General features: G+C 63.4%; 22 protein-coding genes. 16 read left to right on the forward strand and 6 right to left on the reverse strand.

Translation table 11 applies throughout. The annotated features are described in order from the left end of the window. The first annotated feature begins 3 nt into the window (after window positions 1-3). The 9 genes from murD to lpxC all read left to right on the forward strand — a co-directional run bounded on the left by murD (window position 4) and on the right by lpxC (window position 10,450). The gene (murD, locus tag ACIOVF_RS09745; RefSeq protein ID WP_045197331.1) at window positions 4-1,350 is read left to right on the forward strand and encodes a UDP-N-acetylmuramoyl-L-alanine--D-glutamate ligase; all 1,347 of its coding nucleotides are present in this window, start codon (window positions 4-6) and stop codon (window positions 1,348-1,350) included. After that, on the forward strand, window positions 1,347-2,561 hold the full coding sequence (gene ftsW, locus ACIOVF_RS09750) for a putative lipid II flippase FtsW (RefSeq protein ID WP_045197333.1): 1,215 nt from the start codon (window positions 1,347-1,349) through the stop codon (window positions 2,559-2,561). Before murD ends, ftsW begins: the two co-directional genes overlap by 4 nt. Continuing rightward, window positions 2,551-3,630, forward strand: coding sequence for an undecaprenyldiphospho-muramoylpentapeptide beta-N-acetylglucosaminyltransferase (gene murG, locus ACIOVF_RS09755; protein ID WP_093379822.1), 1,080 nt, complete (start codon window positions 2,551-2,553; stop codon window positions 3,628-3,630). The genes ftsW and murG overlap by 11 nt, the downstream gene beginning before the upstream one ends. Further along, complete coding sequence (gene murC / locus ACIOVF_RS09760) at window positions 3,623-5,077, forward strand: UDP-N-acetylmuramate--L-alanine ligase (RefSeq protein WP_045197336.1); 1,455 nt, start codon at window positions 3,623-3,625, stop codon at window positions 5,075-5,077. Before murG ends, murC begins: the two co-directional genes overlap by 8 nt. After that, window positions 5,074-6,033: a D-alanine--D-alanine ligase gene (locus ACIOVF_RS09765; protein WP_401289080.1), complete on the forward strand. Its 960-nt coding sequence runs from the start codon at window positions 5,074-5,076 to the stop codon at window positions 6,031-6,033. The genes murC and ACIOVF_RS09765 overlap by 4 nt, the downstream gene beginning before the upstream one ends. A 4-nt stretch (window positions 6,034-6,037) precedes the next feature. Then, the gene (locus ACIOVF_RS09770; RefSeq protein ID WP_038998876.1) at window positions 6,038-6,907 is read left to right on the forward strand and encodes a cell division protein FtsQ/DivIB; all 870 of its coding nucleotides are present in this window, start codon (window positions 6,038-6,040) and stop codon (window positions 6,905-6,907) included. 15 nt (window positions 6,908-6,922) lie between these two features. Continuing rightward, entirely contained in the window at window positions 6,923-8,182 is a 1,260-nt protein-coding gene (gene ftsA, locus ACIOVF_RS09775; RefSeq protein ID WP_010220793.1) for a cell division protein FtsA, read from the forward strand. Between the two features lie 56 nt (window positions 8,183-8,238). Further along, a complete protein-coding gene (ftsZ, locus tag ACIOVF_RS09780; RefSeq protein WP_045197340.1) occupies window positions 8,239-9,426 on the forward strand; it encodes a cell division protein FtsZ in 1,188 nt (395 codons plus the stop codon). A 112-nt stretch (window positions 9,427-9,538) separates the two neighbouring features. Then, a complete protein-coding gene (gene lpxC / locus ACIOVF_RS09785) occupies window positions 9,539-10,450 on the forward strand; it encodes a UDP-3-O-acyl-N-acetylglucosamine deacetylase (RefSeq protein ID WP_028943297.1) in 912 nt (303 codons plus the stop codon). 123 nt (window positions 10,451-10,573) lie between these two features. On the opposite strand, the gene ACIOVF_RS09790 is transcribed toward lpxC, so the two are convergent. Continuing rightward, window positions 10,574-11,041, reverse strand: a complete 468-nt coding sequence (locus ACIOVF_RS09790; protein WP_195884961.1) for a DUF721 domain-containing protein — start codon at window positions 11,039-11,041, stop codon at window positions 10,574-10,576. 283 nt (window positions 11,042-11,324) lie between these two features. Between ACIOVF_RS09790 and secA the strand changes: the two genes are divergently transcribed. The 4 genes from secA (at window position 11,325) to ACIOVF_RS09810 (ending at window position 17,056) form a co-directional block, all read left to right on the forward strand. Beyond that, entirely contained in the window at window positions 11,325-14,057 is a 2,733-nt protein-coding gene (gene secA, locus ACIOVF_RS09795) for a preprotein translocase subunit SecA (RefSeq protein ID WP_045197346.1), read from the forward strand. A gap of 126 nt (window positions 14,058-14,183) precedes the next feature. Then, window positions 14,184-15,401: a bifunctional glutamate N-acetyltransferase/amino-acid acetyltransferase ArgJ gene (gene argJ / locus ACIOVF_RS09800; protein WP_045197349.1), complete on the forward strand. Its 1,218-nt coding sequence runs from the start codon at window positions 14,184-14,186 to the stop codon at window positions 15,399-15,401. 81 nt (window positions 15,402-15,482) lie between these two features. Further along, on the forward strand, window positions 15,483-16,115 hold the full coding sequence (locus tag ACIOVF_RS09805; RefSeq protein WP_401289088.1) for a glutathione S-transferase: 633 nt from the start codon (window positions 15,483-15,485) through the stop codon (window positions 16,113-16,115). Then, window positions 16,112-17,056: a Nudix family hydrolase gene (locus tag ACIOVF_RS09810; RefSeq protein ID WP_045197354.1), complete on the forward strand. Its 945-nt coding sequence runs from the start codon at window positions 16,112-16,114 to the stop codon at window positions 17,054-17,056. Before ACIOVF_RS09805 ends, ACIOVF_RS09810 begins: the two co-directional genes overlap by 4 nt. 72 nt (window positions 17,057-17,128) lie before the next feature. On the opposite strand, the gene ACIOVF_RS09815 is transcribed toward ACIOVF_RS09810, so the two are convergent. Genes ACIOVF_RS09815 through ACIOVF_RS09825 form a run of 3 tightly spaced genes read right to left on the reverse strand, consistent with a single transcriptional unit; the run spans window position 17,129 to window position 20,673 of the window. Continuing rightward, a complete protein-coding gene (locus tag ACIOVF_RS09815) occupies window positions 17,129-17,689 on the reverse strand; it encodes a cob(I)yrinic acid a,c-diamide adenosyltransferase (RefSeq protein WP_093379841.1) in 561 nt (186 codons plus the stop codon). Between the two features lie 2 nt (window positions 17,690-17,691). Further along, window positions 17,692-19,704: an ATP-binding protein gene (locus ACIOVF_RS09820; RefSeq protein WP_401289091.1), complete on the reverse strand. Its 2,013-nt coding sequence runs from the start codon at window positions 19,702-19,704 to the stop codon at window positions 17,692-17,694. A gap of 51 nt (window positions 19,705-19,755) precedes the next feature. Further along, a complete protein-coding gene (locus ACIOVF_RS09825; protein ID WP_213603338.1) occupies window positions 19,756-20,673 on the reverse strand; it encodes a putative 2-dehydropantoate 2-reductase in 918 nt (305 codons plus the stop codon). A 113-nt stretch (window positions 20,674-20,786) separates the two neighbouring features. On the opposite strand from ACIOVF_RS09825, the gene ACIOVF_RS09830 reads away from it, so the two are divergent. The 3 genes from ACIOVF_RS09830 to ACIOVF_RS09840 all read left to right on the forward strand — a co-directional run bounded on the left by ACIOVF_RS09830 (window position 20,787) and on the right by ACIOVF_RS09840 (window position 23,648). Then, window positions 20,787-21,272 carry a YajQ family cyclic di-GMP-binding protein gene (locus ACIOVF_RS09830; RefSeq protein ID WP_045197363.1) on the forward strand — a complete coding sequence of 162 codons (486 nt, stop codon included), beginning with the start codon at window positions 20,787-20,789 and terminating at the stop codon, window positions 21,270-21,272. A gap of 116 nt (window positions 21,273-21,388) precedes the next feature. After that, window positions 21,389-22,231 (forward strand): mechanosensitive ion channel family protein, encoded by an 843-nt coding sequence (locus ACIOVF_RS09835; RefSeq protein ID WP_045197365.1) that lies wholly within the window; start codon window positions 21,389-21,391, stop codon window positions 22,229-22,231. A 166-nt stretch (window positions 22,232-22,397) separates the two neighbouring features. After that, window positions 22,398-23,648, forward strand: coding sequence for an MFS transporter (locus tag ACIOVF_RS09840; RefSeq protein ID WP_045197366.1), 1,251 nt, complete (start codon window positions 22,398-22,400; stop codon window positions 23,646-23,648). A 24-nt stretch (window positions 23,649-23,672) separates the two neighbouring features. Here ACIOVF_RS09840 and ACIOVF_RS09845 read toward each other — a convergent pair whose 3' ends face one another. Together ACIOVF_RS09845 and ACIOVF_RS09850 are read right to left on the reverse strand one after the other, a co-directional pair. Further along, window positions 23,673-25,214: an AmpG family muropeptide MFS transporter gene (locus ACIOVF_RS09845; RefSeq protein WP_045197368.1), complete on the reverse strand. Its 1,542-nt coding sequence runs from the start codon at window positions 25,212-25,214 to the stop codon at window positions 23,673-23,675. A gap of 43 nt (window positions 25,215-25,257) precedes the next feature. Next, the gene (locus tag ACIOVF_RS09850; RefSeq protein WP_045197370.1) at window positions 25,258-25,611 is read right to left on the reverse strand and encodes an MGMT family protein; all 354 of its coding nucleotides are present in this window, start codon (window positions 25,609-25,611) and stop codon (window positions 25,258-25,260) included. Window positions 25,612-25,722 lie beyond the last annotated feature (111 nt).

Consider the following 25,722-nt stretch of genomic DNA (forward strand, 5'->3'; position numbering starts at 1 on the left):
CGCGTGTCCTTGATCGCTTCTGACCACTTCCGCATCGTTGTCGGCCTCGGCAAGAGCGGCATGTCCCTGGTTCGCTTCCTGGCGAACCGGGGCATTGCCTTTGCGGTTGCCGACACCCGTGACAACCCGCCGGAACTGGACACCCTGCGCCGTGATTTCCCGCAGGTGGAAGTGCGCTGTGGCGAGCTGGACGTCGAGTTTCTCTGCCGCGCCGACGAGCTGTATGTCAGCCCCGGCCTGGCCCTTGCCACCCCGGCCCTGCAACAGGCCGCTGCCCGCGGCGTGAAGCTGTCGGGCGATATCGAACTGTTCGCCCGCAACGCCAAGGCGCCGATCATTGCCATCAGCGGCTCCAACGCCAAAAGCACCGTCACCACCCTGGTTGGCGAAATGGCCGCCGCGGCAGGCAAACGTGTGGCGGTCGGCGGCAACCTCGGTACCCCGGCGCTGGATTTGCTCAGCGACGACGTCGAGCTGTACGTGATGGAGCTGTCGAGCTTTCAGTTGGAGACCACCGACCAGCTCAACGCCGAAGTGGCCACCGTGCTCAACGTCAGCGAAGACCACATGGACCGCTACAGCGGCCTGCCGGCCTATCATCTGGCCAAGCACCGGATCTTCCGTGGTGCGCGCCAGGTGGTGGTCAACCGCCAGGATGCCCTGAGCCGGCCTCTGTTGTCTGAAGGCCAACCGGTATGGACCTTTGGTCTGAACGCCCCCGACTTCAAAGCCTTCGGTCTGCGCGAAGAGAGCGGCGAGAAGTACCTGGCGTTCGAATTCCAGAATCTGATGCCGGTGCGCGAGCTGAAGATTCGCGGCGCCCACAACCAGTCCAATGCCCTGGCGGCCCTGGCCCTGGGCCATGCGGTCGGTTTGCCGATGGACGCCATGCTCTCCAGCCTGCGCACCTTCGCAGGCCTTGCCCACCGTTGCCAGTGGATCCGCGAGCGTAACGGCGTGAACTGGTATGACGACTCCAAGGCGACCAACGTCGGTGCCGCCCTGGCGGCGATCGAAGGCCTGGGCGCCGATATCGACGGCAAGCTGGTGCTGGTCGCCGGCGGCGATGGCAAAGGTGCCGACTTCAGCGCCCTGCGCGCACCGGTTGCAGCCAACTGCCGCGCCGTTGTGCTGCTTGGCCGCGATGCCGAGCGCCTGGCGCAAGCCCTGGGCGACGACGTGCCGCAGATCCGGGTGAACACCCTCGATGAAGCCGTGCAGCAATGCGCCGAACTGGCCCAGCCTGGCGATGCCGTGCTGTTGTCGCCGGCCTGCGCGAGCCTGGACATGTTCAAAAACTTCGAAGAGCGTGGGCGCCTGTTCGCCCAGGCCGCAGGAGGGCTGGCATGATCTTCGGCATCATCAAGCCTTATCCATCGCCGCTGATCAGCGGTCGCGGCATCGACCTCGATTTCGCCATGCTCGCCGGTTGCCTGGCGCTGCTCGGCCTCGGCCTGGTGATGATCACCTCGGCGTCCTCGGAAGTCGCCGCGGCGCAGTCGGGCAACCCGCTGTATCACATGTTTCGCCACCTGGTGTACGTGGCCATCGGCGTCTTTGCCTGCATCGTCACCATGATGGTGCCGATCGCCACCTGGCAGAAGATGGGCTTCACCATGCTGGTCGGCGCCTTCGGCCTGCTGGTGCTGGTACTGGTGCCGGGCATCGGCCGCGAAGTGAACGGCTCGATGCGCTGGATCGGCTTCAGCTTCTTCAACGTCCAGCCCTCGGAAATCGCCAAGGTCTTCGTGGTCATTTACCTGGCCGGTTACCTGGTGCGTCGCCAGCAGGAAGTGCGCGAAAGCTGGATGGGCTTCTTCAAGCCGTTCATCGTGCTGTTGCCAATGGCCGGCCTGCTGCTGATGGAGCCGGACTTCGGTGCCACGGTGGTCATGATGGGCGCGGCGGCAGCGATGCTGTTCCTTGGTGGCGTCGGTCTGTTCCGTTTCAGCTTGATGGTGGTGCTGGCGGTGGCGGCGGTGTTCATCCTGGTCCAGGCCCAGCCCTACCGGATGGCACGTTTGATCACCTTCACCGACCCCTGGTCGGATCAGTTCGGCTCCGGCTACCAGCTGACCCAGGCGCTGATCGCCTTCGGTCGCGGCGAGTGGCTGGGTGTCGGCCTGGGCAACAGCGTGCAGAAGCAGTTCTACCTGCCCGAAGCGCACACCGACTTCGTCTTCTCGGTGCTTGCCGAAGAACTGGGCGTGGTCGGCTCGCTGGTCACCGTGGCGCTGTTTGTGTTTGTCACTGTGCGCGCGCTGTACATCGGCCTGTGGGCTGAAAAAGCCAAGCAGTTCTTTGCCGCCTACATGGCTTTCGGCCTGGCCTTCCTGTGGATTGGTCAGTTCCTGATCAACATCGGCGTGAACGTCGGCCTGCTGCCGACCAAGGGCCTGACCCTGCCGTTCCTCAGTTACGGCGGTAGCTCGCTGGTGATCTGCTGCGCCTGCGTCGGTTTGCTGCTGCGGATCGAGTGGGAGAGCCGCACGCACCTGGGCAGTGAAGAACACGAATTCGATGAAAGCGATTTTGCCGAGGAGCCGAATCATGGCCGCTAACGGCAAGAACGTATTGATCATGGCCGGCGGCACCGGGGGCCACGTGTTCCCGGCGCTGGCCTGCGCCCGTGAGTTCCAGGCGCGCGGCTTCAGCGTGCACTGGCTGGGCACCCCTCGCGGTATCGAGAACGAGCTGGTGCCCCAGGCAGGCCTGCAATTGCACCTGATCCAGGTCACCGGCCTGCGCGGCAAGAGCAAGCTGTCGTTGCTCAAGGCGCCGTTCACCCTGGTCAAGGCGGTGCTGCAGGCGCGGCGGATCATTCGTCAGCTCAAGCCGGTGTGCGTGGTCGGCTTCGGCGGTTACGTGACCGGCCCCGGTGGCGTAGCCGCCAAGCTCTGCGGCGTGCCGGTGGTGATTCACGAGCAGAACGCCCGCGCCGGTACCGCCAATCGGCTGCTGGTGCCCTTGGCTGGCCGAGTCTGCGAAGCTTTCCCCGACACCTTCGCGGCGTCGGACAAACTGCGCACCACCGGAAACCCGGTGCGCAGTGAACTGTTCATGGAAACCCTGCGCGAGCCCCTGGGCGCGCGCAGGCCTCGCTTGCTGGTACTCGGCGGAAGCCTGGGTGCCGAACCGCTGAACAAGCTGCTGCCCCAGGCCCTGGCCCAGGTGCCTCAGGAGATTCGTCCCGAGGTGTTCCACCAGGCTGGCAAGCAGCACGACCAGATTACCGCCGAGCGTTATCGCCAGGCGGGTGTCGAGGCTCAGGTAGAGCCGTTCATCAAGGACATGGCCCATGCCTATGGCTGGGCTGATCTGGTGGTCTGCCGCGCGGGTGCGCTGACTGTCAGCGAGCTGGCTGCGGCCGGCTTGCCCTCGATGCTGGTGCCCTTGCCCCATGCCATCGACGACCACCAGACCCACAACGCCCATTATCTGGCCCGTGAAGGCGCTGCCTTCCTGATGCCACAAGCGACAACTGGCGCAGCGCAACTCGCTGAACGCCTGAACGAGGTGCTGATGCAACCGGAAAAACTCACCACCATGGCCGCCACTGCCCGGCGCCTGGCCAAGCCCGCTGCCACCCGCACCGTGGTCGATATCTGTCTGGAGGTGGCCCATGGTTGAGAATCAAAAAGCCATGCCACAACCGGAAATGCGCCGTATCCGTCGCATCCACTTCGTCGGTATCGGCGGCGTGGGCATGTGCGGTATTGCCGAAGTGCTGCTGAACCTGGGTTACCAGGTGTCGGGCTCCGACCTCAAGACCTCGCCGGTCACCGAGCGTCTGGAATCCTTCGGTGCGCAGATCTTCATCGGTCACCGTGCCGAGAACGCCGCCAGTGCCGATGTGCTGGTGGTCTCGAGCGCCATCAACACCGCCAACCCGGAAGTCGCCACCGCCCTTGAGCGGCGCATTCCGGTGGTGCCGCGGGCCGAGATGCTCGCCGAGCTGATGCGCTACCGCCACGGCATCGCCGTTGCCGGTACCCATGGCAAGACCACCACCACCAGCCTGCTGGCCTCGGTGTTCGCTGCCGGTGGCCTGGACCCGACCTTCGTCATCGGCGGCCGCCTCAATGCAGCCGGCACCAATGCCCAGCTCGGCACCAGCCGCTACCTGATCGCCGAAGCCGATGAAAGCGACGCCAGCTTCCTGCACCTGCAGCCGCTGGTGGCGGTGGTCACCAACATCGACGCCGACCATATGGCGACCTACGAAGGCGACTTCAACAAACTGAAGAAAACCTTCGTCGAGTTCCTCCACAACCTGCCGTTCTACGGGCTGGCGGTGATGTGCCTGGACGATCCGGTGGTGCGCGAGATCCTCCCGCAGGTCAAGCGGCCGGCGGTCACCTATGGCTTCAGCGAAGAAGCCGACGTGCGTGCGATCAATGTCCGCCAGTCAGGCATGCAGACCCACTTCACCGTGCTGCGCCGCGATCGCGAGCCGCTGGACGTGTCGGTCAACATGCCGGGCAACCACAACGTGCTCAATGCCCTGGCGACCATCGCCATTGCCACCGACGAGGGCATCAGCGATGAAGCCATTGTCCAGGGCCTTTCGGGGTTCCAGGGGGTAGGGCGGCGCTTCCAGGTCTACGGCGAACTGCCGGTAGAGGGCGGCAGCGTGATGCTGGTCGACGACTACGGCCACCACCCGACCGAAGTCGCGGCGGTGATCAAGGCCGTGCGCGGTGGCTGGCCTGAGCGGCGCCTGGTGATGGTGTACCAGCCGCACCGTTACAGCCGCACCCGCGACCTCTACGACGATTTCGTCCAGGTCCTGGCCGACGCCAACGTACTGCTGCTGATGGAAGTCTACCCGGCCGGCGAAGAGCCGATCCCCGGTGCCGACAGCCGTCAGCTGTGCCACAGCATCCGCCAGCGCGGCCAGCTCGACCCGATCTACATCGAGCGCGGCATCGAGCTGGCGCCGCTGGTCAAGCCGCTGCTGCGCGCCGGCGACATCCTGTTGTGCCAGGGCGCCGGTGACATCGGTGGCCTGGCCCCGCAATTACTCAAGAGTCCGTTGTTCGCTGGTGCTGTTGCCAGTCAGGGGAAGTCGAAATGACTGATAACGCATACGCCACTTTGCACTCGACCATCGACCCGAAAGCCTTCGGCCGCGTTGCCGTGCTGTACGGCGGCAAGAGCGCCGAGCGCGAGGTTTCGCTGAAGTCCGGCGCCGCAGTCATCCAGGCGCTGACCAGCGCCGGTGTCGACGTGGTCGCCATCGATGTCGGTGACGATCTGCTGCAGCGCCTGCTGAGCGAGAAGATCGACCGCGCCTTCATCATCCTCCACGGGCGTGGCGGTGAAGACGGCAGCATGCAGGGCCTGCTGGAGTGCCTGGGCATCCCTTACACCGGCAGCGGCATCCTCGCGTCGGCGCTGGCGATGGACAAGCTGCGTACCAAGCAGGTGTGGCACAGCCTGGGGATTCCGACCCCTCGTCACGCCGTGCTGAGCAGCGAAGCCGACTGTATTTCTGCAGGTGCGGAACTGGGCTTCCCTTTGATCGTCAAACCGGCCCATGAAGGTTCCAGTATCGGTATGGCGAAAGTGCAGGGTGTCGACGAATTGATCGCCGCCTGGAAGGACGCCGCTACCTACGATTCGCAAGTGTTGGTCGAACAATGGATTCATGGTCCGGAGTTCACCGTCGCGACCCTGCGTGGCCAGGTGTTGCCGCCAATTGCCCTGGGCACCCCGCACACCTTCTACGACTACGACGCCAAGTACATTGCCAACGATACCCAGTACCGCATCCCGTGCGGCCTGGACGCGGTCAAGGAACAAGAGCTGATCGACCTGACTGCCCGTGCCTGCGACGCCATCGGCATCGCTGGCTGGGGCCGCCTGGACGTGATGCAGGACGAGCAGGGGCGTTTCTGGCTGCTCGAGGTCAACACCGCACCAGGCATGACTGATCACAGCCTGGTCCCGATGGCGGCACGCGCGGCCGGCCTGGACTTCCAGCAGTTGGTGCTGGCGATCCTGGCGGCAAGCGCCCCGGCGCGAGGTTAAGCCCATGCAAGGCGCGATGTTACGTCATCAGCAACCCGCCCCCGGCCGTAACAAGCCGGTGCCGCGTGGTGCTAGCCGGATGGTGGCCAAGGAGCCACTGTCGGCGCGCCTGCCCAAGGCCAACTTCAGCGTGTTCAAGCGCCTGCTGTGGCCGGTGCTGCTGGTCGTCGCAGGTTTTGGCGCCTACGAAGGTGCCCAGCGCCTGATGCCGTACGCCGATCGGCCGATTACCAAGATCGCCGTACAGGGCGACCTCAGCTACATCAGCCAGCAGGCGGTGCAGCAACGGATCGCCCCGTACGTGGCGGCGAGCTTCTTCACCGTCGACCTGGCGAGCATGCGCGCGGAACTGGAGCAGATGCCCTGGATCGCCCACGCCGAAGTGCGCCGGGTGTGGCCGGATGAAGTGGTGATCCGCCTGGAAGAACAGTTGCCGGTCGCGCGCTGGGGTGACGAAGCCTTGCTCAATAACCAGGGCCAGGCCTTTACCCCGCGTGAACTGGCCAACTATGAGCACTTGCCGCAGCTGTTCGGGCCGCAGCGGGCGCAGCAAAAAGTAATGCAGCAATATCAGGTCCTGAGCCAGATGTTGCGGCCGATGGGCTTTTCGATTGCCCGGCTGGAGTTGCGCGAGCGCGGCAGCTGGTTCCTGACCACCGGTGCCGGTAGCGCCGGGCCAGGTATCGAACTGCTGCTGGGACGCGATCATCTGGTGGAAAAGATGCGCCGCTTCATTGCCATTTACGACAAGACACTCAAAGAACAGATCACGAACATCGCCCGCATCGATCTGCGTTATGCCAATGGCCTGGCTGTTGGCTGGCGGGAACCGAATGCACCGACGACGGCCCAACCCGCCGTTGCGAAGAATTAGAGAGAGGCAGGACCCATGGCAAATGCGCATAGCGGCAAAATGATCGTCGGGCTGGATATCGGCACCTCCAAGGTCGTGGCACTGGTGGGCGAAGTCGCCGCCGACGGCACCCTGGAAATCGTCGGTATCGGCACCCACCCATCGCGCGGGCTGAAGAAGGGCGTGGTGGTCAATATCGAGTCCACCGTGCAGTCGATCCAGCGTGCGGTCGAAGAGGCCCAGTTGATGGCTGGCTGCCGGATCCACTCGGCGTTCGTCGGTGTTGCCGGCAATCACATCCGCAGCCTGAACTCCCACGGCATCGTCGCCATCCGCGACCGTGAAGTCAGCGCCGCCGACCTTGAGCGCGTGCTCGACGCCGCCCAGGCCGTGGCCATTCCGGCCGACCAGCGGGTCCTGCACACCCTGCCGCAGGACTACGTGATCGACAACCAGGAAGGCGTGCGCGAGCCACTGGGCATGTCCGGCGTGCGTCTGGAAGCCAAGGTCCACGTGGTCACCTGCGCCGTCAATGCCGCGCAGAACATCGAAAAGTGCGTGCGTCGCTGCGGCCTGGAAATCGACGACATCATCCTCGAGCAACTGGCCTCGGCTTACTCGGTGCTGACCGATGACGAGAAAGAGCTCGGCGTGTGCCTGGTCGACATCGGTGGCGGCACCACCGACATCGCCATCTTCACTGAAGGCGCAATCCGTCACACCGCGGTGATCCCGATTGCCGGCGACCAGGTGACCAACGACATCGCCATGGCCCTGCGTACCCCGACCCAATACGCCGAAGAGATCAAGATCCGTTACGCCTGCGCCCTGGCCAAGCTGGCCGGCGCCGGTGAAACCATCAAGGTGCCGAGCGTCGGCGACCGTCCGCCGCGCGAACTGTCGCGCCAGGCCCTGGCCGAAGTGGTCGAGCCGCGTTACGACGAGCTCTTCACCCTGATCCAGGCCGAACTGCGTCGCAGCGGCTACGAAGACCTGGTACCGGCGGGCATCGTCCTGACCGGCGGTACCTCGAAAATGGAAGGCGCGGTAGAACTTGCCGAGGAAATCTTCCACATGCCGGTACGCCTGGGCGTGCCGCACAGTGTTCGCGGCCTTAGCGATGTGGTGCGCAACCCGATTTATTCCACCGGTGTGGGCCTTTTGACCTACGGCCTGCAGAAGCAGTCCGACGGCTTGACCCTGACCGGTATCAGCAGCAGCAACAACGGCTATGGCGATGAACCGAAGGCTCCAGCGTTCGAACGCTTCAAACGCTGGGTCCAGGGCAACTTTTAAAGTTTCAAAGCAGTAGTAGTAGGCGCAAAAACTAGAGAACTGTAAGGAGAGGGAAAATGTTCGAGCTCGTAGACAACGTCCCGCAAAGTCCGGTCATCAAAGTGATCGGCGTCGGTGGCGGCGGTGGCAACGCCGTCAATCACATGGTCAAGAGCAACATCGAAGGCGTCGAATTCATCTGCGCCAACACCGATGCTCAAGCGCTGAAAAACATCGGCGCGCGCACCATCCTGCAACTGGGTACCGGCGTGACCAAGGGCCTGGGTGCCGGGGCCAATCCGGAAGTCGGCCGCCAGGCCGCGCTGGAAGACCGTGAGCGCATCGCTGAAGTGCTGCAAGGCACCAACATGGTGTTCATCACCACCGGCATGGGCGGCGGTACCGGTACCGGTGCGGCGCCAATCATCGCCGAAGTGGCCAAGGAACTGGGCATCCTCACCGTTGCCGTGGTGACCCGGCCGTTCCCGTTCGAAGGCCGCAAGCGCATGCAGATTGCCGACGAGGGCATCCGTGCACTGGCTGACAGCGTCGACTCGCTGATCACCATCCCCAACGAGAAGCTGCTGACCATCCTCGGCAAGGACGCCAGCCTGCTGTCGGCGTTTGCCAAGGCTGACGACGTACTGGCCGGTGCCGTTCGCGGTATCTCCGACATCATCAAGCGCCCGGGCATGATCAACGTCGACTTCGCCGACGTGCGTACCGTGATGAGCGAGATGGGCATGGCCATGATGGGTACCGGCTGTGCCAGCGGTCCTAACCGTGCACGTGAAGCGACCGAGGCAGCCATCCGCAACCCGCTGCTCGAAGACGTCAACCTGCAGGGCGCTCGCGGCATCCTGGTGAACATCACCGCAGGTCCTGACCTGTCGCTGGGTGAGTACTCGGACGTCGGTAGCATCATCGAGGCCTTCGCATCCGATCACGCCATGGTCAAGGTCGGTACCGTTATCGATCCGGACATGCGCGACGAGCTGCACGTTACCGTGGTTGCCACTGGCCTGGGTGCGAAAATCGAGAAGCCGGTCAAGGTTATCGACAACACCATGCAGACCGCTGCGGCGCAGACCCCGGCTCCGGCCCCTGTACGCAACGAGTCGTCGGTTAACTACCGTGACCTGGAGCGTCCGACCGTGATGCGCAACCAGGCCCACGCCGGTGCTGCGGCTGCTGCAAAACTTAATCCGCAAGACGATCTGGACTACCTGGACATCCCGGCATTCCTGCGTCGTCAGGCCGATTAATGAAATTTATCAGGGGTATAAGGGTGATTGGTGTTCAGCAAAGGCCGGGTCTGGTATTATCCTCAGCCTTTGTTGATACCAGTTCGCAATTTGCGCTGAAGCGGCCAATGCCATGATTAAACAACGCACCCTGAAGAATATTATCCGTGCCACAGGTGTCGGCCTGCACTCCGGGGAAAAGGTTTACCTGACCCTCAAACCTGCACCTGTGGATACCGGCATCGTATTTCGCCGTGCCGACCTCGACCCCGTGGTGGAAATTCCCGCCCGCGCGGCCAACGTCGGCGAGACCACCATGTCGACGACACTGGTCAACGGCGATACCAAGGTAGACACGGTTGAGCACTTGCTCTCGGCCATGGCTGGCCTGGGCATCGATAACGCCTACGTCGAGCTCTCCGCGTCCGAAGTGCCGATCATGGACGGTAGCGCTGGGCCCTTTGTATTCCTGATTCAATCTGCCGGCCTGGAAGAACAGGACGCAGCCAAGAAGTTCATCCGCATCCTGCGCGAAGTGACAGTGGAAGACGGCGACAAGCGCGCTACTTTCCTGCCTTTCGACGGGTTCAAGGTGAGTTTCGAGATCGATTTCGATCACCCGGTGTTCCGCAACCGGACCCAAAGCGCCAGCGTGGACTTTTCCAGCACCTCGTTTGTGAAGGAAGTCAGCCGCGCCCGTACCTTCGGGTTCATGAGTGACATCGAGTACCTGCGCAAGCACAACCTCGCACTCGGTGGCAGTGTGGAAAACGCCATCGTGGTCGACAAGGACGGCGTGCTCAACGAAGACGGTCTTCGCTACGAAGACGAATTCGTCAAGCACAAGATCCTCGACGCCATCGGCGACCTCTACCTGCTGGGCAACAGCCTGATCGGCGAGTTCAAGGGCTACAAGTCCGGACACGCGCTGAACAACCAGCTGCTGCGCAAGCTGATCGAGGAAACAGACGCCTGGGAAGTGGTGACTTTCGAAGATGCCAGCACGGCACCGATCTCTTACATGCGTCCGGTTGCGGCAGTGTAAGTACGAACACTCTCTTCTTTAGTTTTTTTCGGCCACCTTCGGGTGGCCTTTTTTATGCCTGGTTTTTGTGTGGGAGCCGGTCTTGCCGGCGATGGGCTGCGCAGCAGCCCCATGCACGGAATATCAGCCGTCCGCCGCATCCTTATCCCGCGCATGGCTGGCCAACCGCTCCAGCGCCGCCCGCAGCTTCGGATCGCTGATGCCTTCAGCCGTCGCCTGAATACTTTCGGCCGCCCGGCTCGACAGGTCGGCGGTGTGCCCGGCCGCGCGGCTCTGGGTGGTCGGTGGCTGTACCTTGAACACAATCCGCGTCAGGCTGGCAAAGGCTTCCAGGGTCTGCAACTGGCGTTGCAGGCGTTTTTGCTGGTAACGCAGGCGGGTGGCCCAGTGGCCGTCGGTGACGATCAACAACAGCGTGCCCTCGCGCCAGGAAGCGAGGTGGCAATGTTCGCGGGCCGCCGGCTGCAGCTGGCTGTCGAGCAGCTTCTGCAGTTGCGCCAGGCGCTGGGCCTGGCTGAACAGGGCTTTGAGCGGCCGGGCTTCGCGCAGAAGGACAGCGGGAGCGCGGGCTGGCGAGGGGCGAAAAGCCATGAAGGGACACCTGAAGTTACAGAGCTGCCATCTTAGCAGATCGCCACAGGCAGGCCCTGTTTGCGCTGCGAGGGTAAAACTTCATGTTGCAATGGCTTGAAGTTGGCGAAAAAGGCCTTATTTTAACCATGCCCCGTCAAAGCGCTGTGCCAGCATCGTGGAAATCCGCCACTTTCCTCACCATCGTTTCCGGGTAGAATGCTCGTTCGCATGCGGCCATTAGGGCTGCACGGGCGACTTACGGGGCCGCCCTCCATCCCCACGTGTGGAAGATCCTGCCGATATGTTTGCGCCTTTGTTAAAAAAACTTTTTGGAAGCAAGAACGAGCGTGAAGTCAAACGCATGCTCAAGACGGTACAGATCGTCAATGCCTTCGAAGAGCAGATGGTGGCCCTCTCGGACGAGCAGCTGCGCGCCAAGACCGCAGCGTTCAAAGAGCGCCTGGCCAAAGGCGAGACCCTCGACCAGCTGTTGCCTGAAGCCTTCGCGGTCGCCCGTGAAGCGGGCAAGCGGGTCATGGGCATGCGTCACTTCGATGTGCAGCTGATCGGCGGCATGACCTTGCACGAAGGCATGATCGCAGAAATGCGTACCGGTGAAGGCAAGACCTTGGTCGCAACCCTGGGCGTGTACCTCAATGCCTTGTCGGGCAAAGGCGTGCACGTGGTCACGGTGAACGACTACCTGGCCCGCCGCGACGCCAACTGGATGCGTCCGCTGTACGAATTCCTCGGCCTGACCGTCGGTGTCGTCACACCGTTCCAGCCGCCGGAAGAGAAGCGCATTGCCTATGCCGCCGACATCACCTACGGCACCAACAACGAATTCGGTTTCGACTACCTGCGCGACAACATGGCCTTCAGCATGGAAGAGAAATTCCAGCGCGAGCTGAATTTCGCCGTGATCGACGAAGTCGACTCCATCCTCATCGATGAAGCCCGTACCCCGCTGATCATCTCCGGCCAGGCCGAAGACAGCTCCAAGCTGTACATCGAGATCAACAAGCTGATCCCGCGCCTCAAGCAGCACATCGAGGAAGTCGAGGGCCAGGTTACCCAGGAAGGCCACTACAGCATCGACGAGAAGAGCCGTCAGGTTGAACTCAACGAAGCCGGCCACCAGTTCATCGAAGAGATGCTCACCCAGGTCGGCCTGCTGGCCGAGGGCGAGAGCCTCTACTCGGCGCACAACCTGGGCCTGCTGACCCACGTCTACGCCGGCCTGCGCGCGCACAAGCTGTTCCATCGCAACATCGAGTACATCGTCCAGGACGGCCAGATCCTGCTGATCGACGAACACACCGGGCGTACCATGCCGGGCCGTCGTCTGTCCGAAGGCCTGCACCAGGCGATCGAAGCGAAAGAGAACCTGAACATTCAGGCCGAGAGCCAGACCCTGGCCTCGACCACCTTCCAGAACTACTTCCGCCTGTACAACAAACTGTCGGGCATGACCGGTACCGCCGACACCGAAGCGTTCGAGTTCCAGTCGATCTACGGCCTCAACGTGATGGTGATCCCGCCGAACAAGCCGTTGGCCCGTAAGGACTTCAACGACCTGGTGTACCTGACCGCCGACGAGAAGTACCAGGCTATCATCGCCGACATCAAGGAAAGCATGACCCAGGGCCGTCCGGTCCTGGTGGGCACCGCGACCATCGAAACCTCCGAGCACATGTCCAACCTGCTGCAGAAGGAAGGCATCGATCACAAGGTCCTGAACGCCAAGTACCACGAAAAAGAAGCCGAGATCATTGCTCAGGCCGGTCGCCCGGGTGCGCTGACCATCGCCACCAACATGGCCGGTCGCGGTACCGACATCCTCCTGGGCGGTAACTGGGAAGTCGAAGTCGCCGCCATGGACAGCCCGACCGCCGAGCAGGTCGCGCAGATCAAGGCCGACTGGCAGAAGCGTCACCAGCAGGTGATCGAGTCCGGTGGCCTGCACGTGATTGCTTCCGAGCGTCACGAATCGCGCCGTATCGACAACCAGCTGCGTGGCCGTTCCGGTCGTCAGGGCGACCCGGGTTCGAGCCGTTTCTACCTGTCGCTGGAAGACAGCCTGATGCGTATCTTCGCCTCTGACCGGGTGAAGAACTTCATGAAGGCCCTGGGCATGCAGTCCGGTGAAGCCATCGAACACCGCATGGTCACCAACGCCATCGAAAAAGCCCAGCGCAAGGTCGAAGGCCGCAACTTCGACATTCGCAAGCAGTTGCTCGAGTTCGACGACGTCGCCAACGAACAGCGTAAAGTCATCTACCACATGCGTAACAGCCTGCTGGCAGCCGACAACATTGGCGACACCATCGCCGACTTCCGCCAGGAAGTGCTCGACGTCACCGTCGCCCAGCACATTCCGCCGCAATCGCTGCCCGAGCAGTGGGACGTGGCCGGCCTGGAAGCGGCCCTGGCCAGCGATTTCGGGGTCAAGCTGCCGATTCAGCAATGGCTCGACGAAGACGACCACCTGTACGAAGAAACCCTGCGTGCCAAGCTCATGACTGAGCTGCTGGCGGCCTACAACGAGAAGGAAGAGCAGGCCAGCGCCGAAGCCCTGCGTACCTTCGAGAAGCAGATCCTGCTGCGTGTGCTCGACGACCTGTGGAAAGACCACCTGTCGACCATGGACCATCTGCGCCACGGTATCCACCTGCGCGGCTATGCGCAGAAGAACCCGAAGCAGGAGTACAAGCGCGAGTCGTTCAACCTGTTCCAGGAGCTGCTCGATTCGATCAAGCGCGACACCATCCGCGTGCTCTCGCACGTTCAGGTGCGCCGCGAAGATCCGGTCGAGGAAGAGGCCCGTCTGCGCCGCGAAGCCGAAGAGCTGGCTGCGCGCATGCAGTTCCAGCACGCCGAGGCCCCGGGCCTTGAAGCTGAACCGCAGGAAGACGGTGCTGACGTTGCCGTGGCCGCCGCGCCTGTGCGCAACGAGCAGAAGCTGGGCCGCAACGAGCCATGCTGGTGCGGTTCGGGCAAGAAGTTCAAGCAGTGCCACGGCAAGATCGACTGATCATCACGCCGTAGTACCTCGCTGACATCTGAACACCGCGCCGCGACTGGTCCTGACCGTCGCGGCGTTGTTCCATCTCAAGCGCCGGTAATCTCGTCCCGGTGCCTTTTTTCTAGGAGCGCTTTCATGGCTGTTGGTCTTGGTCCTTTGCCAACGTTGCACCCGGTTCCAGGTTTCGAACTCGGCATCGCCTCTGCGGGCATCAAGCGCCCCGGGCGCAAGGACGTGGTGGTAATGCGCTGCGCCGAAGGCTCCAGCGTCGCCGGCGTGTTTACCCTGAACGCCTTTTGCGCCGCCCCGGTGATCCTCGCCAAACAGCGCGTACAGGGTACCGTGCGCTACCTGCTGACCAACACCGGCAACGCCAACGCCGGCACCGGCGCGCCAGGCCTGGCTGCGGCCGAGCGCACCTGCGCCAAGCTGGCCGAGCTGACTGGCGTCGACGCCAGTGCCGTGCTGCCATTCTCCACCGGCGTGATCGGCGAGCCGCTGCCGGTCGAGAAGATCGAAGGCGCCCTGCAGGCAGCCATCGATGACTTGTCGGAAAACAACTGGGCCGCTGCCGCCACCGGCATCATGACCACCGACACCCTGCCTAAAGGCGCCAGCCGCCAGTTCCAGCATGACGGCGTGACCATCACCGTTACCGGCATCAGCAAAGGCGCGGGCATGATTCGCCCGAACATGGCGACCATGCTCGGTTACATCGCCACCGACGCCAAGGTGGCCCCGGCGGTGCTCAAGGACCTGATCCTCGACGGCGCCAACAAGTCGTTCAACCGAATTACCATCGACGGCGATACCTCCACCAACGACTGCTGCATGCTGATTGCCACCGGCAAGGCCGATGTCGCCGAAGTCAGCGAAGCCAGTGGTCCGCTGTTCGAAGCGCTGAAAAAAGCCGTGTTCGAAGTGTGCATGGAAGTCGCCCAGGCCATCGTCCGCGACGGCGAAGGTGCGACCAAATTCGTCACTGTTGAAGTAAACGGCGGCGGCAACCATCAGGAGTGCCTGGACGTCGGCTATGCCGTGGCCCACTCGCCGCTGATCAAGACCGCACTGTTCGCCTCCGACCCGAACTGGGGCCGGATCCTCGCCGCGGTCGGCCGGGCCGGTGTACCGGACCTGGACGTCAGCCTGATCGACGTCTACCTGGGTGATGTGTGCATCGCCAGCCAGGGCGGGCGCAGCGCCAGCTACACCGAAGCCCAGGGCTCGGCAGTCATGGCCCGTGAAGAAATCACCATCCGTATCGAGCTGGGCCGTGGCCAGTGCAGCGAAACCATCTGGACCACCGACCTGTCCCACGAGTACGTGAAAATCAACGCTGAATACCGTACTTAACCTCATCGCCGGGCGAGCCCGCTCCTACCAAACCTGTAGGAGCGGGCTTGACCCGCGAAAAGCCCCTGATGGAGCCGAACCATGAGCTACCACCTGATCATCGGCGACAAGCTGTACTCCTCCTGGTCGCTGCGCGCCGCCCTGGCCCTTGAGCTGGCCGGTGCTACTTACGATGAAACCCTGATCAAGCTCAACCAGCCTGACACCCGCCAGCGCCTGCTCGAGCATTCGCCCACCGCCAAGGTACCGCTGCTCAAAAGCGAGCACGGGGTGATTGCCGACTCCCTGGCGATTGCCGAATACCTGGCCGAGCGTCACCCGCAAGCCAACCTCTGGCCTACCGACGTCGCTGCCCGTGCCCAGGCCCGTTCTGCTTGCGCGCAGATGCACAGCGGCTTCTTCGCCCTGCGTGGCAACATGCCGTTCGACCTGTCTCGCGATCAAGCGCTGGAAAGCAAGCCGCTGGACGTGCAGGTCGATATCGACCGCATCGTCGCGCTGTGGTCCGAATGCCGCCTGGCAGCCAAAGAGGCTGGCCCTTACCTGTTCGGCAGCCTGAGCCTGGCCGATGCCTTCTTTGCCCCGATCGCCGTGCGCCTGCGCACCTACCGGGTCGAAGTGCCGGCAGATGCGGCGGCCTATATCGAGACCATCTACCAGTGGCCAGCCTTCCAGGCCTGGCAACAAGCTGGCCTGGCGGAGCGTGAAGGGTGAAACGTGTGCATGTAGCCGCCGCGGTCATCCGCGGCACCGACGGACGCATCCTGATTGCCCGCCGCGCTGACAGCCAGCACCAGGGCGGCCTGTGGGAATTTCCCGGTGGCAAGGTCGAAGACGGCGAAGCGGTCGAAGTGGCCCTGGCTCGTGAGCTTCATGAAGAGCTGGGCATCGTTGTCACTGCGGCGCGGCCGCTGATCAAGGTCAAGCACGATTACCCGGACAAACAGGTGCTGCTGGATGTCTGGGACGTTAACGGCTTTAGCGGCGAACCCCATGGCGCCGAAGGCCAGCCGCTGGCCTGGGTGACTGCGCGGGAGTTGCCGGACTACGACTTCCCTGAAGCCAACCAGCCAATCGTTGCCGCCGCGCGTTTGCCGGGGCAATACCTGATTACTCCCGAGGGGCTGGAAGTCCCGCAGATGTTGCGAGGCATCCAGAAGGCCATTGCCGACGGAATCAAGCTGGTACAACTACGTGCGCCGAACATGTACGACCCCAAATACCGCGATGTCGCGGTAGATGCGGTCGGTCTGTGCGCGGGCAAGGCGCAGTTGATGCTCAAGGGCCCGCTGGAATGGCTGGGCGACTTCCCGGCGGCCGGTTGGCACCTGACCTCTGAGCAGCTGCGCAAGTACGCCAGCAAAGGCCGGCCGTTCCCCAGGCAGCGCTGGCTGGCGGCGTCGTGTCATAACGCTGAAGAACTGGCACTGGCCGAGCAGATGGGCGTGGATTTCGTCACCCTTTCACCGGTGCAGGCGACCCAGACCCATCCGGATGCCGTGCCATTGGGCTGGGACCAGGCGCAGCAACTGATCGAAGGCTTCAGCAAGCCTGTGTATCTGCTTGGTGGCGTGGGCGCTGCCGAGCAGGAAAAGGCCTGGCAGCATGGCGCTCAGGGTGTGGCGGGGATCCGCGCGTTCTGGCCTGAGCTCTGAATTGATCGCGGGGCAAGTCCGCTCCTACAGGATCGCCACCTGTAGGAGCGGGCTTGACCCGCGATGAGGCCCTCAGGGTTTGGCCGCAGCCTGCCACAACACCTCGGCCACTCCCTGACGCCGTGCTATCAAGCGTGCCGCGACAAACAGCAAATCCGACAACCGATTGATATACGCCAGGCCCACCCCGGCCAGCGGCTCGATGCTGTTCAACTGCTGGCAGCGCCGCTCGGCACTGCGGGCCAGACTGCGGCACACGTGGGCCTGGGCGATCAGCGCCGAACCACTGGGCAGAATGAAGTTCTCCAGCGGCCCCAGCTCTTCGTTCCAGCGGTCGATCGCCGCCTCCAGGCGCTCCACTTCAGCGCTGTTCAGTGCTTGATACGCCGGCATCGCCAGTTCCCCGCCCAGATCGAACAGCCGGTGCTGACAAGGTGCGAGTACCTCAGTGAGCTCATCCAGCCGCTGTTCGGCCAACCCGGCCAGTAACAGGCCCAACTGGCTGTTGAGGCTGTCGACCTCGCCAATCGCTTCGATTCGCGGATGGTCCTTTGGCACGCGGCGGCCATCGCCCAGCCCGGTTTCACCTTTGTCGCCGGTGCGGGTGTAAATCTTCGACAAACGAAAACCCATGCTCAAGACTCCGTTTTGCTTGGGGCAAGCGGCAGGCGCAAGGTGAAGCAAGTACCCTGGCCCGGTGCCGATTGCACTTCCATCTGCCCCTTGTGATTGTTGGTGATGATGAAATACGACACCGACAGGCCCAGGCCCGTGCCCTGGCCGATTTCCTTGGTGGTGAAGAACGGCTCGAAGGTGCGTTTGCGCACCGCTTCGGGCATGCCGATGCCGTTGTCCTCGACCTGGATCTCCGCCCACGGCGGGTTGAGCCGGGTGCGCAGGGTGATGCGCCCGGGCTCACTGTCGTCGTGGCGCAGGTGAATGGCCTGGGCGGCGTTTTTCAGCAGGTTGAGCAACACCTGTTCCAGTTCGTTGGCGGTGCACGGCACCGGGCCCAGGTTGGGGTCGAACTGGCGGACGATGGCCTGGCCCTTGAAGTCGAAGCCGATGGTCAGGTCAAAGTCGTTGCCGGCAATTTCCACCGCCTGGTCGATCAGCGCCGGCAAATCGCAAGGCGCCAACTGGCGGTTGCTGCGTCGGCTGAAGCTGAGCATGTGGGTCACTATTTTTGCCGCGCGGGCGCCGGCCTGCTGGATGCCGTCGAGCAACTGCGGCACTTCGCGGCTTTGCAGGTAGCGGTTGACGGTCGGCAGGTCGATGCCGATCTCGTCGGCCTGTTCGAGGTTCTTGGCAAGGTCCGGCGATAGCCGCCGGCGAATGTTCTGCACGTTGTGCAGGATGGCGCCCAGCGGGTTGTTGATCTCGTGGGCCATGCCCGCTGCCAGGCCGCCGACCGAGAGCATCTTCTCCGACTGCACCATCATCTCTTCCAGCGACAGGCGCTGGGTGATGTCGTCGATGCGGATCACCACGCCGCGGCCGCCACCGCCCATCAGCGGGTAGAAGGTCAGGGCATAGTGGCGGGCGTCGTCGTCCTTGGTCCAGGTTACCCGCTCGATCTTCGCCACCCGGTGCTTCTCGACGCTCTCCTTGAGCTGCGGCAAAAACGGCTTGAGGGGTTCGAAGGCAAGGAAGATCGGCTGGTTCAGCGCTTCGTCTAGCGGCGTTCCAGAGAGCGCGCTGGCTTCCTGGTTCCACTGGGTGACATAGAGCTGCTCATCGAGGGCGATCAGCGCCGAGGGCATGGAGTCGATGATGCTGTTGAGATAGTTCTGAAAACCGGTGAGTTTTTTCTCGATCTTGCTGCGCACCTGGACTTCCAGCTCCAGTTTGCGGTTGGTGTGGCGGGTTTCTTCGGCCAGGCCCTGGGCCTGGTCGTAGGCGTCCTGGAATTCGTCGCGGGTGCGCTTGAGCTGCTGCTCGCGGGCTTCGATGCGCGAGAGCATGGTGTTGAAGGCGTCGGCCAGGCTGCCGATCTCGTCATCGTTGCCGCGCTTGGCGCGCAGGGCGTAGTTTTCTTCGCGGGTGACCTGGCGCGAGAGTTCTTCAAGCTGGTAGATCGGCTGGGTGATCAGGCGTTTGATCTGCCGGGCGATGATCATCCACAGCAGGATGCTGAACACCAGGATGCCCAGGCTGGCGGTCAGGGTGCCGGTGTAGAAGGCCATCGGCAGCTCGCTGCTGGCCACCAGCAGCAGATGGCCGGGCGGGCCGCCCGCGCGCGGCAGGCTCACCAGTTGCGTGCTGCGAAATTCGGTCAGGCGCCAGTTGTCGATGTTGCGGTAGCGCTTGGGCAACGGCAGGGCTTCGCCGTGCTGCAATTGCGCAAGCATCTTGCCGTCGCTGCCGTACAGGGCGGCGGCGCGCAGCGGGGTGTAGCTGTCGAGTTCCTTGAGCAGGGCCTTGGCGGCCTCCGGCGAATCGCTGGCCTGTTGCGCCAGTTGCGGGTTGGACACCAGCCGGCCAATGGTCTGCAGGGCCTGCGGGGCCATGCTCTCCTGGGAAATCCAGTAGGCGGCGCTGATAAAAGTCAGGTTGGCCACCAGCAGGATAGTGATCAGCAGCACCAGTAGGGCGGCCAGCAACTTCTGGCCGACCGGCAGGTTCTCCAGGCGTTCGCGCAAGGTCATGTGAAAGGCGTAGTCCCGGTCTGTAGGTGAAGGGGCAGGGTAGCGCCGTGCTCAGTCGCTGGGCAATCCGCGCGTGTTCAGGTGTTCGACCAGGCGCCGGTACAGCCGTTCCAGGTGCGGCAGCTGCCGGCCGTGGCGGCTGGCGGTGCGGCAGGCATGGCCGAGCAGGTAGTGGATTTCGGTGCGCCGGCCGTGGCGAACATCCTGGTACATGGAAGAGTAGTTGGCCGCCGTGGCATGGATCACCCGTTCCACTTCATCGACCAGGCCCTCGGCCGCTTGCGGCTGGCCGCAGTATTGCAGCAGCTCGGCAAGTTCGGCGCACAGGGTCGCGACTTCGCACTGATGCGCCTGCAGGCCGCCATTGCGACAGTCATGCAGCACGGTCAGCGGGTTGATCGCACAATTGAGCGCCAGCTTGCGCCACAGGCGGGTGAGGATGTCCGGGGTCCACTGGTGGGGAATGCCGGCTTCGCTCAGGTCATCGAGCCAGTCCGGGGCGCCGGGGTTGGCCGGATCGCCCAGCCAGTTGAAGCCGTGCCCGGCGAAATTCACCTGCCAGTCCTGCTCGCGGAACGCGCCTTCGGTGCTCGAGGCGGACACGCAGCGGGCGTGGGGTACGCGGTTGGCCACAGCTTCCTGGCTGCCCAGACCGTTCTGCAGCAGGATCAGCTCGGCATCTTTAGCCAGGCGCGGTGCCAGTTGCGCCACCGCCTGTTCGGCGTCGTAGGCCTTGCAGGCCACCAGCAAGCGGTGGATCGGCGTGTGGTCGTCGGCCAGTTGTGCGGGGATCGCCTGTAACTGCGCCTTGCCCTGTTCAACCAGGGTCAGGCCGCCTGCGGCTTCATAGGCCTGCAGCCGCGCCTTGTCGCGCAGGATCAGCCGGACCGGTTTGCCGGCGCGGGCCAGCCGGCAGGCCCAGAGGCTGCCCAGACTGCCGGCGCCGAGAATATGCCAGGTGCTGCTCATCAGCGTTTCGCAACCGTTATAATGATCCGGTATTTTAACCGTCAAACCCTGCGCGCTCCATCGCGCTCTTTCAGCAGAGCCGCGAGGGTGCCTTTATTTTTTGGAGAAAAGGTATGCCGTCGTTCGACGTGGTATCGGAACTGGACAAGCACGAAGTCACCAACGCCGTGGAAAACGCGGTCAAGGACCTGGACCGTCGCTATGACCTCAAGGGCAAGGGCAGCTTCGAGTTCAAGGAAAAGGAACTGACCGTCAACCTGACCGCCGAGGCCGAGTTCCAGCTCGAAGCGATGATCGAGATCCTCAAGCTGGCCCTGGTCAAGCGCAAGATCGACGTGCAGTGCCTGGAAGTGAAGGACGCCTTCGCTTCGGGCAAGGTCATGAAGCAGGAAGCGGTGCTCAAAGAGGGTATCGATAAAGAACTGGCGAAGAAGATCGTCGCCCACATCAAGGACGCCAAGCTCAAGGTCCAGGCCGCCATCCAGGGCGAGCAGGTGCGCGTCACCGGCAAGAAGCGCGACGACCTGCAAGAAGCGATCGCCGCCCTGCGCGCCAAAGAGTTCGGCATGCCCCTGCAGTTCAACAATTTCCGCGACTGAAGTCGCGGAGCCCGGAACCTTGGCGCCTTTTTGGCGTCCGAGGGCCGAGGTGCCGCTGAAACGTTTGCGGCAGGTCTTTTTCAGCTCTTTGCCGCTCGGCATCAGGAGAACATACGATGGATTTCAACGCTGAGGTCGACCAGCTGGTCAAGGCTTCGCAAACCTGGCTTCCGCTGATCATGGAATACGGCAGCCGCCTGTTGCTGGCGCTGCTGACCCTGGCCATCGGCTGGTGGCTGATCAACAAAGTCACTTTCCGCCTGGGCAAACTGCTGGCCCTGCGCAATGCCGACCAGGCCCTGCAAGGCTTCATCAGCAGCCTGGCCAACATCATCCTGAAGATCCTGCTGATTGTCAGCGTGGCTTCGATGATCGGCATCGAAACCACCTCCTTCGTCGCCGCCATCGGTGCCGCAGGCCTGGCCATCGGCCTGGCGCTGCAGGGCAGCCTGGCCAACTTCGCCGGTGGCGTATTGATTTTGCTGTTCCGCCCGTTCCGCATCGGTGACTGGATCGAAGCCCAGGGGGTTGCGGGTACCGTCGACAGCATCCAGATCTTCCACACCGTGCTGCGCACCGGCGACAACAAGACCGTGATCCTGCCTAATGGCAGCCTGTCCAACGGCATCATCACCAACACCAACCGCCAGCCGACGCGCAAGGTGGTGTTCGATGTGGGCGTGGACTACGACGCCGACCTGCAAAAGGCCCGCAACGTGCTGCTGGAACTGGCCCAGGACCCGCGGGTGCACCAGGACCCGGCGCCACAGGCAGTGATTTCGACCCTGGGCGACAGCTCGATCACGGTATCGCTGCGCATCTGGGTCAACACCGCCGACTACTGGGACGTGCTGTTCATGCTCAACGAGCATGCCCGTGACCGCCTCAAGGCCGAAGGCATCGACATTCCCTTTCCGCAGCGGGTGATCCGCGTGGTGCAGGAAGCGGCGGTGCAGTAACGACCGAGGCCATCGCGGGGCAAGCCCGCTCCTGCACAATGCTGCAGGAGCGGGCTTGCCCCGCGATGCTTTCAGCAGTCATTACACTTGTTCACGTCTTCGCGCTACCTGCGCCCGGTGCTTTCTGGCATATAGGCTCGCTTACTTCTGTTTGCCCGGTCTTATCATGCTTACCCCCCTGATCAACATCACGCCGTTGCGGGCGTTTTGTTTCGCCATGACCCTGGCGCTGTTCGAACTGCTCACTTACCTCGCCAGTGACGTGGTAATGCCGGCGATGCCGGTGGTGGTCGGTGACCTGAACGCCAGCCCCGAATTCATTCCCCACGCGCTGAACCTCTACCTGCTTGGCGGCGTTGTCCTGCAATGGCTGATCGGCCCGCTGGCCGACCGTTACGGGCGGCGACCGCTGCTGCTGGGTGGCTGCGCGTTCTTCTGCCTGGCCTGCATCGCTACCTTCTGGGTGCAGGGCATCGAGTTGTTCAACCTGCTGCGCCTGCTGCAGGGCATCGGCCTGGGCTTTGTCGTGACCGTCAGCTACCCGGCGCTCAACGAGGCGTTCAGCGAGGCCGACGCGGTGCGGATGATGGCCTTGCTGGCCAATATTGCCTTGCTCTCGCCGCTGCTCGGGCCATTGGTCGGCACCCTGCTGCTGGAGTGGGTGTCCTGGCGCTGGCTGTTCGTGCTGTTCGGCGCGGCGGCGGTGCTGGCCTGGTTTGCCCTGTACCGGTTCATGCCGGAAACCCTTGGCGTCGAGCGCCGCGACGGCTCACGCCTGGCGTTCCAGCCGATCCACCTGCTGCCGTTGCTGGCCGGCTACGGGCAACTGCTGAGCAACCGCCGCTTTGTCGCCGGCAGCGCCGCCCTGGGTCTGGTCGGCTTGCCGCTGATCGGCTGGATCGGCCTGTCGCCGGTGCTGCTGATCCATGACGAGGGCCTGAGCACCCTGGATTACGCCCTGTGGCAATTGCCAGTGTTCGGCGGGTTGATCCTCGGCAACCTGATCATCAACCGCATCGCCGACCGCTACGCGCTGACTACCCTGGTACGGCGGGCGCTGTGGCCGTTTCTGATCGGTTTGCTGGGCATGATGCTCGGCACCTGGCTGCTGCCTTCGGTGCTGAGCCTGGTGGCCGGCCTGTCGGTGTACGCCCTGGGCCTGGGCATCGCCAACGCGGTGCTGTACCGCATGACGCTGTTTTCCAGCGAGCAGAGCAAGGGCCTGGTGTCGGCGATGCTGGGGATGATCACCATTGCCCTGCTGGGCCTTGGCGGGGCGTTGCTGGCGATGCTCGGCGCGGGTGCCAGCCTGGTGCACTTCGCCCTGGCGGCGGGCGCTGCGGGGATTCTTGCGCTATGGCCGCTGAGGGTCGTTCTGAGCGCTTCCAGCAACCTGCCAGAGGCTATCCCGGAGTAATCCCGGCGATAGCCTCAGCGCGGTTCAGGGGCGTTCTGCAACCTGATGCTCGACCGGCTCTGGCTTGCCGCGCTCCTGACGCCATTGCAGGGCGATCAGGATCAGGGTCGGCACGCCGAGCAGGGCGGTGATCAGGAAGAAGTCGTGGTAGCCGAACTTCTCGACCATGACCCCTGAATAGCCGCCGATCAGCCGCGGCAACAGCAGCATGATCGAGCTGAGCAGGGCGTACTGGGTCGCCGAGAACTTCAGGTTGGTCAGGCTCGACAGGTAGGCGACAAACGCCGAGGTGGCCAGGCCCGAGCTGAAGTTGTCCAGCGAGATGGTGACGATCAGCATCTGCAGGTTGGCGCCCATGTCGGCGAGCATCAGGAACAGGATGTTGGTCGCCGCCGACGCCACGCCGCCGATGAACAGGATCGGCAAGATGCCGAAGCGCACAATCAGCAAGCCGCCGAAACCGGCACCCACCAGGGTCATGATCAGGCCGAAGATCTTGCTGACGCTGGCGATCTGGTCCTTGGTGAAGCCCTGGTCGATGTAGAACACGTTGGCCATTACGCCCATCACCGTGTCGGACATCCGGTAGGTGGCGATCAACCCGAGCAGCAGCAGGGCCTGCCAGCGATAGCGGGTGATGAAGTCGTTGACCGGCGTCAGCACCGGTGCCAGGCCGCGGCGGCCCATGGACGACAGGCACAGGGCGGTGAGGGTGATATAGAGGATTGCGCGCAGGAAGGCGCGGTCTTCGAGCAGCAAGTCGAGCAGGCTCACGCCTTCGAACAGCACGCTGGCGAAATCGGTGTTGTACAGCTGGGTGAAGGTAGCCGGTACCGACACCAGCAGGATGATCAGCACGAACACCGACACCAGCTGGTGGGCCAGGCCGTAGCGCGCCGCCGACAGCTGGGTGCGCAGTGGCACCGGCGGTTCGCGCATCAGCAGGGTGGTGATCAGCGCCGGCAGCATCATCACGCCGAACAGCACGTAGGTGCCGGTCCAGGCCTTGTGCAGGTAGCTGAAGCCGGTTGAGCCGAAGCCTTCGGCGAAGAACAAGGCACCGGCGGTAGCCAGCAGCGCGGCAACCCGGTAGCCGGCCATGTAGCTGGCGGCCAGCGCGGCCTGGCGCTGGTCATCGGCGATTTCCAGGCGGTAGGCGTCGACAGCAATGTCCTGGGTGGCCGAGGCAAAGGCCACCAGCACCGCCAGGGCAATCAGCCAGGACAGGTGCTTTTGCGGGTCGCAGAAGCCCATGCCGATCAGGCCGATAACCACCAGGATTTGCGACAGCACCAGCCAGGAGCGGCGGCGCCCGAGTTTGCCGAGCAACGGCAGGCGCCATTGGTCGAGCAGCGGCGACCACACCCATTTGAAGGCATAGGCCAGGCCGATCAGGCTGGCATAGCCGATGGTTTCACGGGCCACGCCGGCCTCGCGCAGCCATACCGACAGGGTCGAAAACACCAGCATGTAAGGCAGGCCGGCGGCAAAGCCGAGCAACAACAGCACCAGTGTCGACGGGCTGGCATAGGCAGCGAGCGCAGCGCGCCAGGTTTTACGGGGCATGGGCCAACATCTGCCTCAAGTTTACGAAAACAAAGCGCGCACTCTAACCGCTGTGCTCCATCGGGCGCCAGCCATGGCGCAACATATCCACACGATTATTGTGCAAGGTGATGCCTTCTGCGCGCAGCCGGGCCCGCTGTTCATCGCCTGAAGGGGTGCCCAGGGCCAGGCTCAGGCGTCCGCCGGCGCCCAGCACCCGGTGCCAGGGCAACTGGGTATCGCTGGGCAACTGGCTGAGGGTACGCCCGACCCAGCGCGCCGCACGGCCTAAACCTGCCAGTTGCGCCAGTTCGCCGTAGCTGATCACCTTGCCCGCGGGCACCTGGCCAAGCACCAGGTAGAGTGCCATTCGTCGGGCTTCGGCGCTTTCGGTCGGATCGCCGGGAATCCCGTTCATCGCGGGATTCGCTTATTGCGCGCTGCACGCGCAGGTTTGTTCGAGCAAATAAGAATTGAACTCATCGACATGGGGCAGGTCAGTCCTTGCTCTGATGGCGGGTATCTGGAT

This window comes from Pseudomonas sp. NPDC087612 (assembly GCF_044743505.1).
GTDB lineage: Bacteria > Pseudomonadota > Gammaproteobacteria > Pseudomonadales > Pseudomonadaceae > Aquipseudomonas.

What these genes read in the sequence shown, in the direction of transcription:
- ftsW (WP_045197333.1), top strand. Translation starts at nt 1,347, where the DNA reads ATGATCTTCGGCATCATCAAGCCTTATCCATCGCCGCTGATCAGCGGT.
- murG (WP_093379822.1), top strand. Translation starts at nt 2,551, where the DNA reads ATGGCCGCTAACGGCAAGAACGTATTGATCATGGCCGGCGGCACCGGG.
- murC (WP_045197336.1), top strand. Translation starts at nt 3,623, where the DNA reads ATGGTTGAGAATCAAAAAGCCATGCCACAACCGGAAATGCGCCGTATC.
- ACIOVF_RS09765 (WP_401289080.1), top strand. Translation starts at nt 5,074, where the DNA reads ATGACTGATAACGCATACGCCACTTTGCACTCGACCATCGACCCGAAA.
- ACIOVF_RS09770 (WP_038998876.1), top strand. Translation starts at nt 6,038, where the DNA reads ATGCAAGGCGCGATGTTACGTCATCAGCAACCCGCCCCCGGCCGTAAC.
- ftsA (WP_010220793.1), top strand. Translation starts at nt 6,923, where the DNA reads ATGGCAAATGCGCATAGCGGCAAAATGATCGTCGGGCTGGATATCGGC.
- ftsZ (WP_045197340.1), top strand. Translation starts at nt 8,239, where the DNA reads ATGTTCGAGCTCGTAGACAACGTCCCGCAAAGTCCGGTCATCAAAGTG.
- lpxC (WP_028943297.1), top strand. Translation starts at nt 9,539, where the DNA reads ATGATTAAACAACGCACCCTGAAGAATATTATCCGTGCCACAGGTGTC.
- ACIOVF_RS09790 (WP_195884961.1), bottom strand. Translation starts at nt 11,041, where the DNA reads ATGGCTTTTCGCCCCTCGCCAGCCCGCGCTCCCGCTGTCCTTCTGCGC.
- secA (WP_045197346.1), top strand. Translation starts at nt 11,325, where the DNA reads ATGTTTGCGCCTTTGTTAAAAAAACTTTTTGGAAGCAAGAACGAGCGT.
- argJ (WP_045197349.1), top strand. Translation starts at nt 14,184, where the DNA reads ATGGCTGTTGGTCTTGGTCCTTTGCCAACGTTGCACCCGGTTCCAGGT.
- ACIOVF_RS09805 (WP_401289088.1), top strand. Translation starts at nt 15,483, where the DNA reads ATGAGCTACCACCTGATCATCGGCGACAAGCTGTACTCCTCCTGGTCG.
- ACIOVF_RS09815 (WP_093379841.1), bottom strand. Translation starts at nt 17,689, where the DNA reads ATGGGTTTTCGTTTGTCGAAGATTTACACCCGCACCGGCGACAAAGGT.
- ACIOVF_RS09820 (WP_401289091.1), bottom strand. Translation starts at nt 19,704, where the DNA reads ATGACCTTGCGCGAACGCCTGGAGAACCTGCCGGTCGGCCAGAAGTTG.
- ACIOVF_RS09825 (WP_213603338.1), bottom strand. Translation starts at nt 20,673, where the DNA reads ATGAGCAGCACCTGGCATATTCTCGGCGCCGGCAGTCTGGGCAGCCTC.
- ACIOVF_RS09830 (WP_045197363.1), top strand. Translation starts at nt 20,787, where the DNA reads ATGCCGTCGTTCGACGTGGTATCGGAACTGGACAAGCACGAAGTCACC.
- ACIOVF_RS09835 (WP_045197365.1), top strand. Translation starts at nt 21,389, where the DNA reads ATGGATTTCAACGCTGAGGTCGACCAGCTGGTCAAGGCTTCGCAAACC.
- ACIOVF_RS09840 (WP_045197366.1), top strand. Translation starts at nt 22,398, where the DNA reads ATGCTTACCCCCCTGATCAACATCACGCCGTTGCGGGCGTTTTGTTTC.
- ACIOVF_RS09845 (WP_045197368.1), bottom strand. Translation starts at nt 25,214, where the DNA reads ATGCCCCGTAAAACCTGGCGCGCTGCGCTCGCTGCCTATGCCAGCCCG.
- ACIOVF_RS09850 (WP_045197370.1), bottom strand. Translation starts at nt 25,611, where the DNA reads ATGAACGGGATTCCCGGCGATCCGACCGAAAGCGCCGAAGCCCGACGA.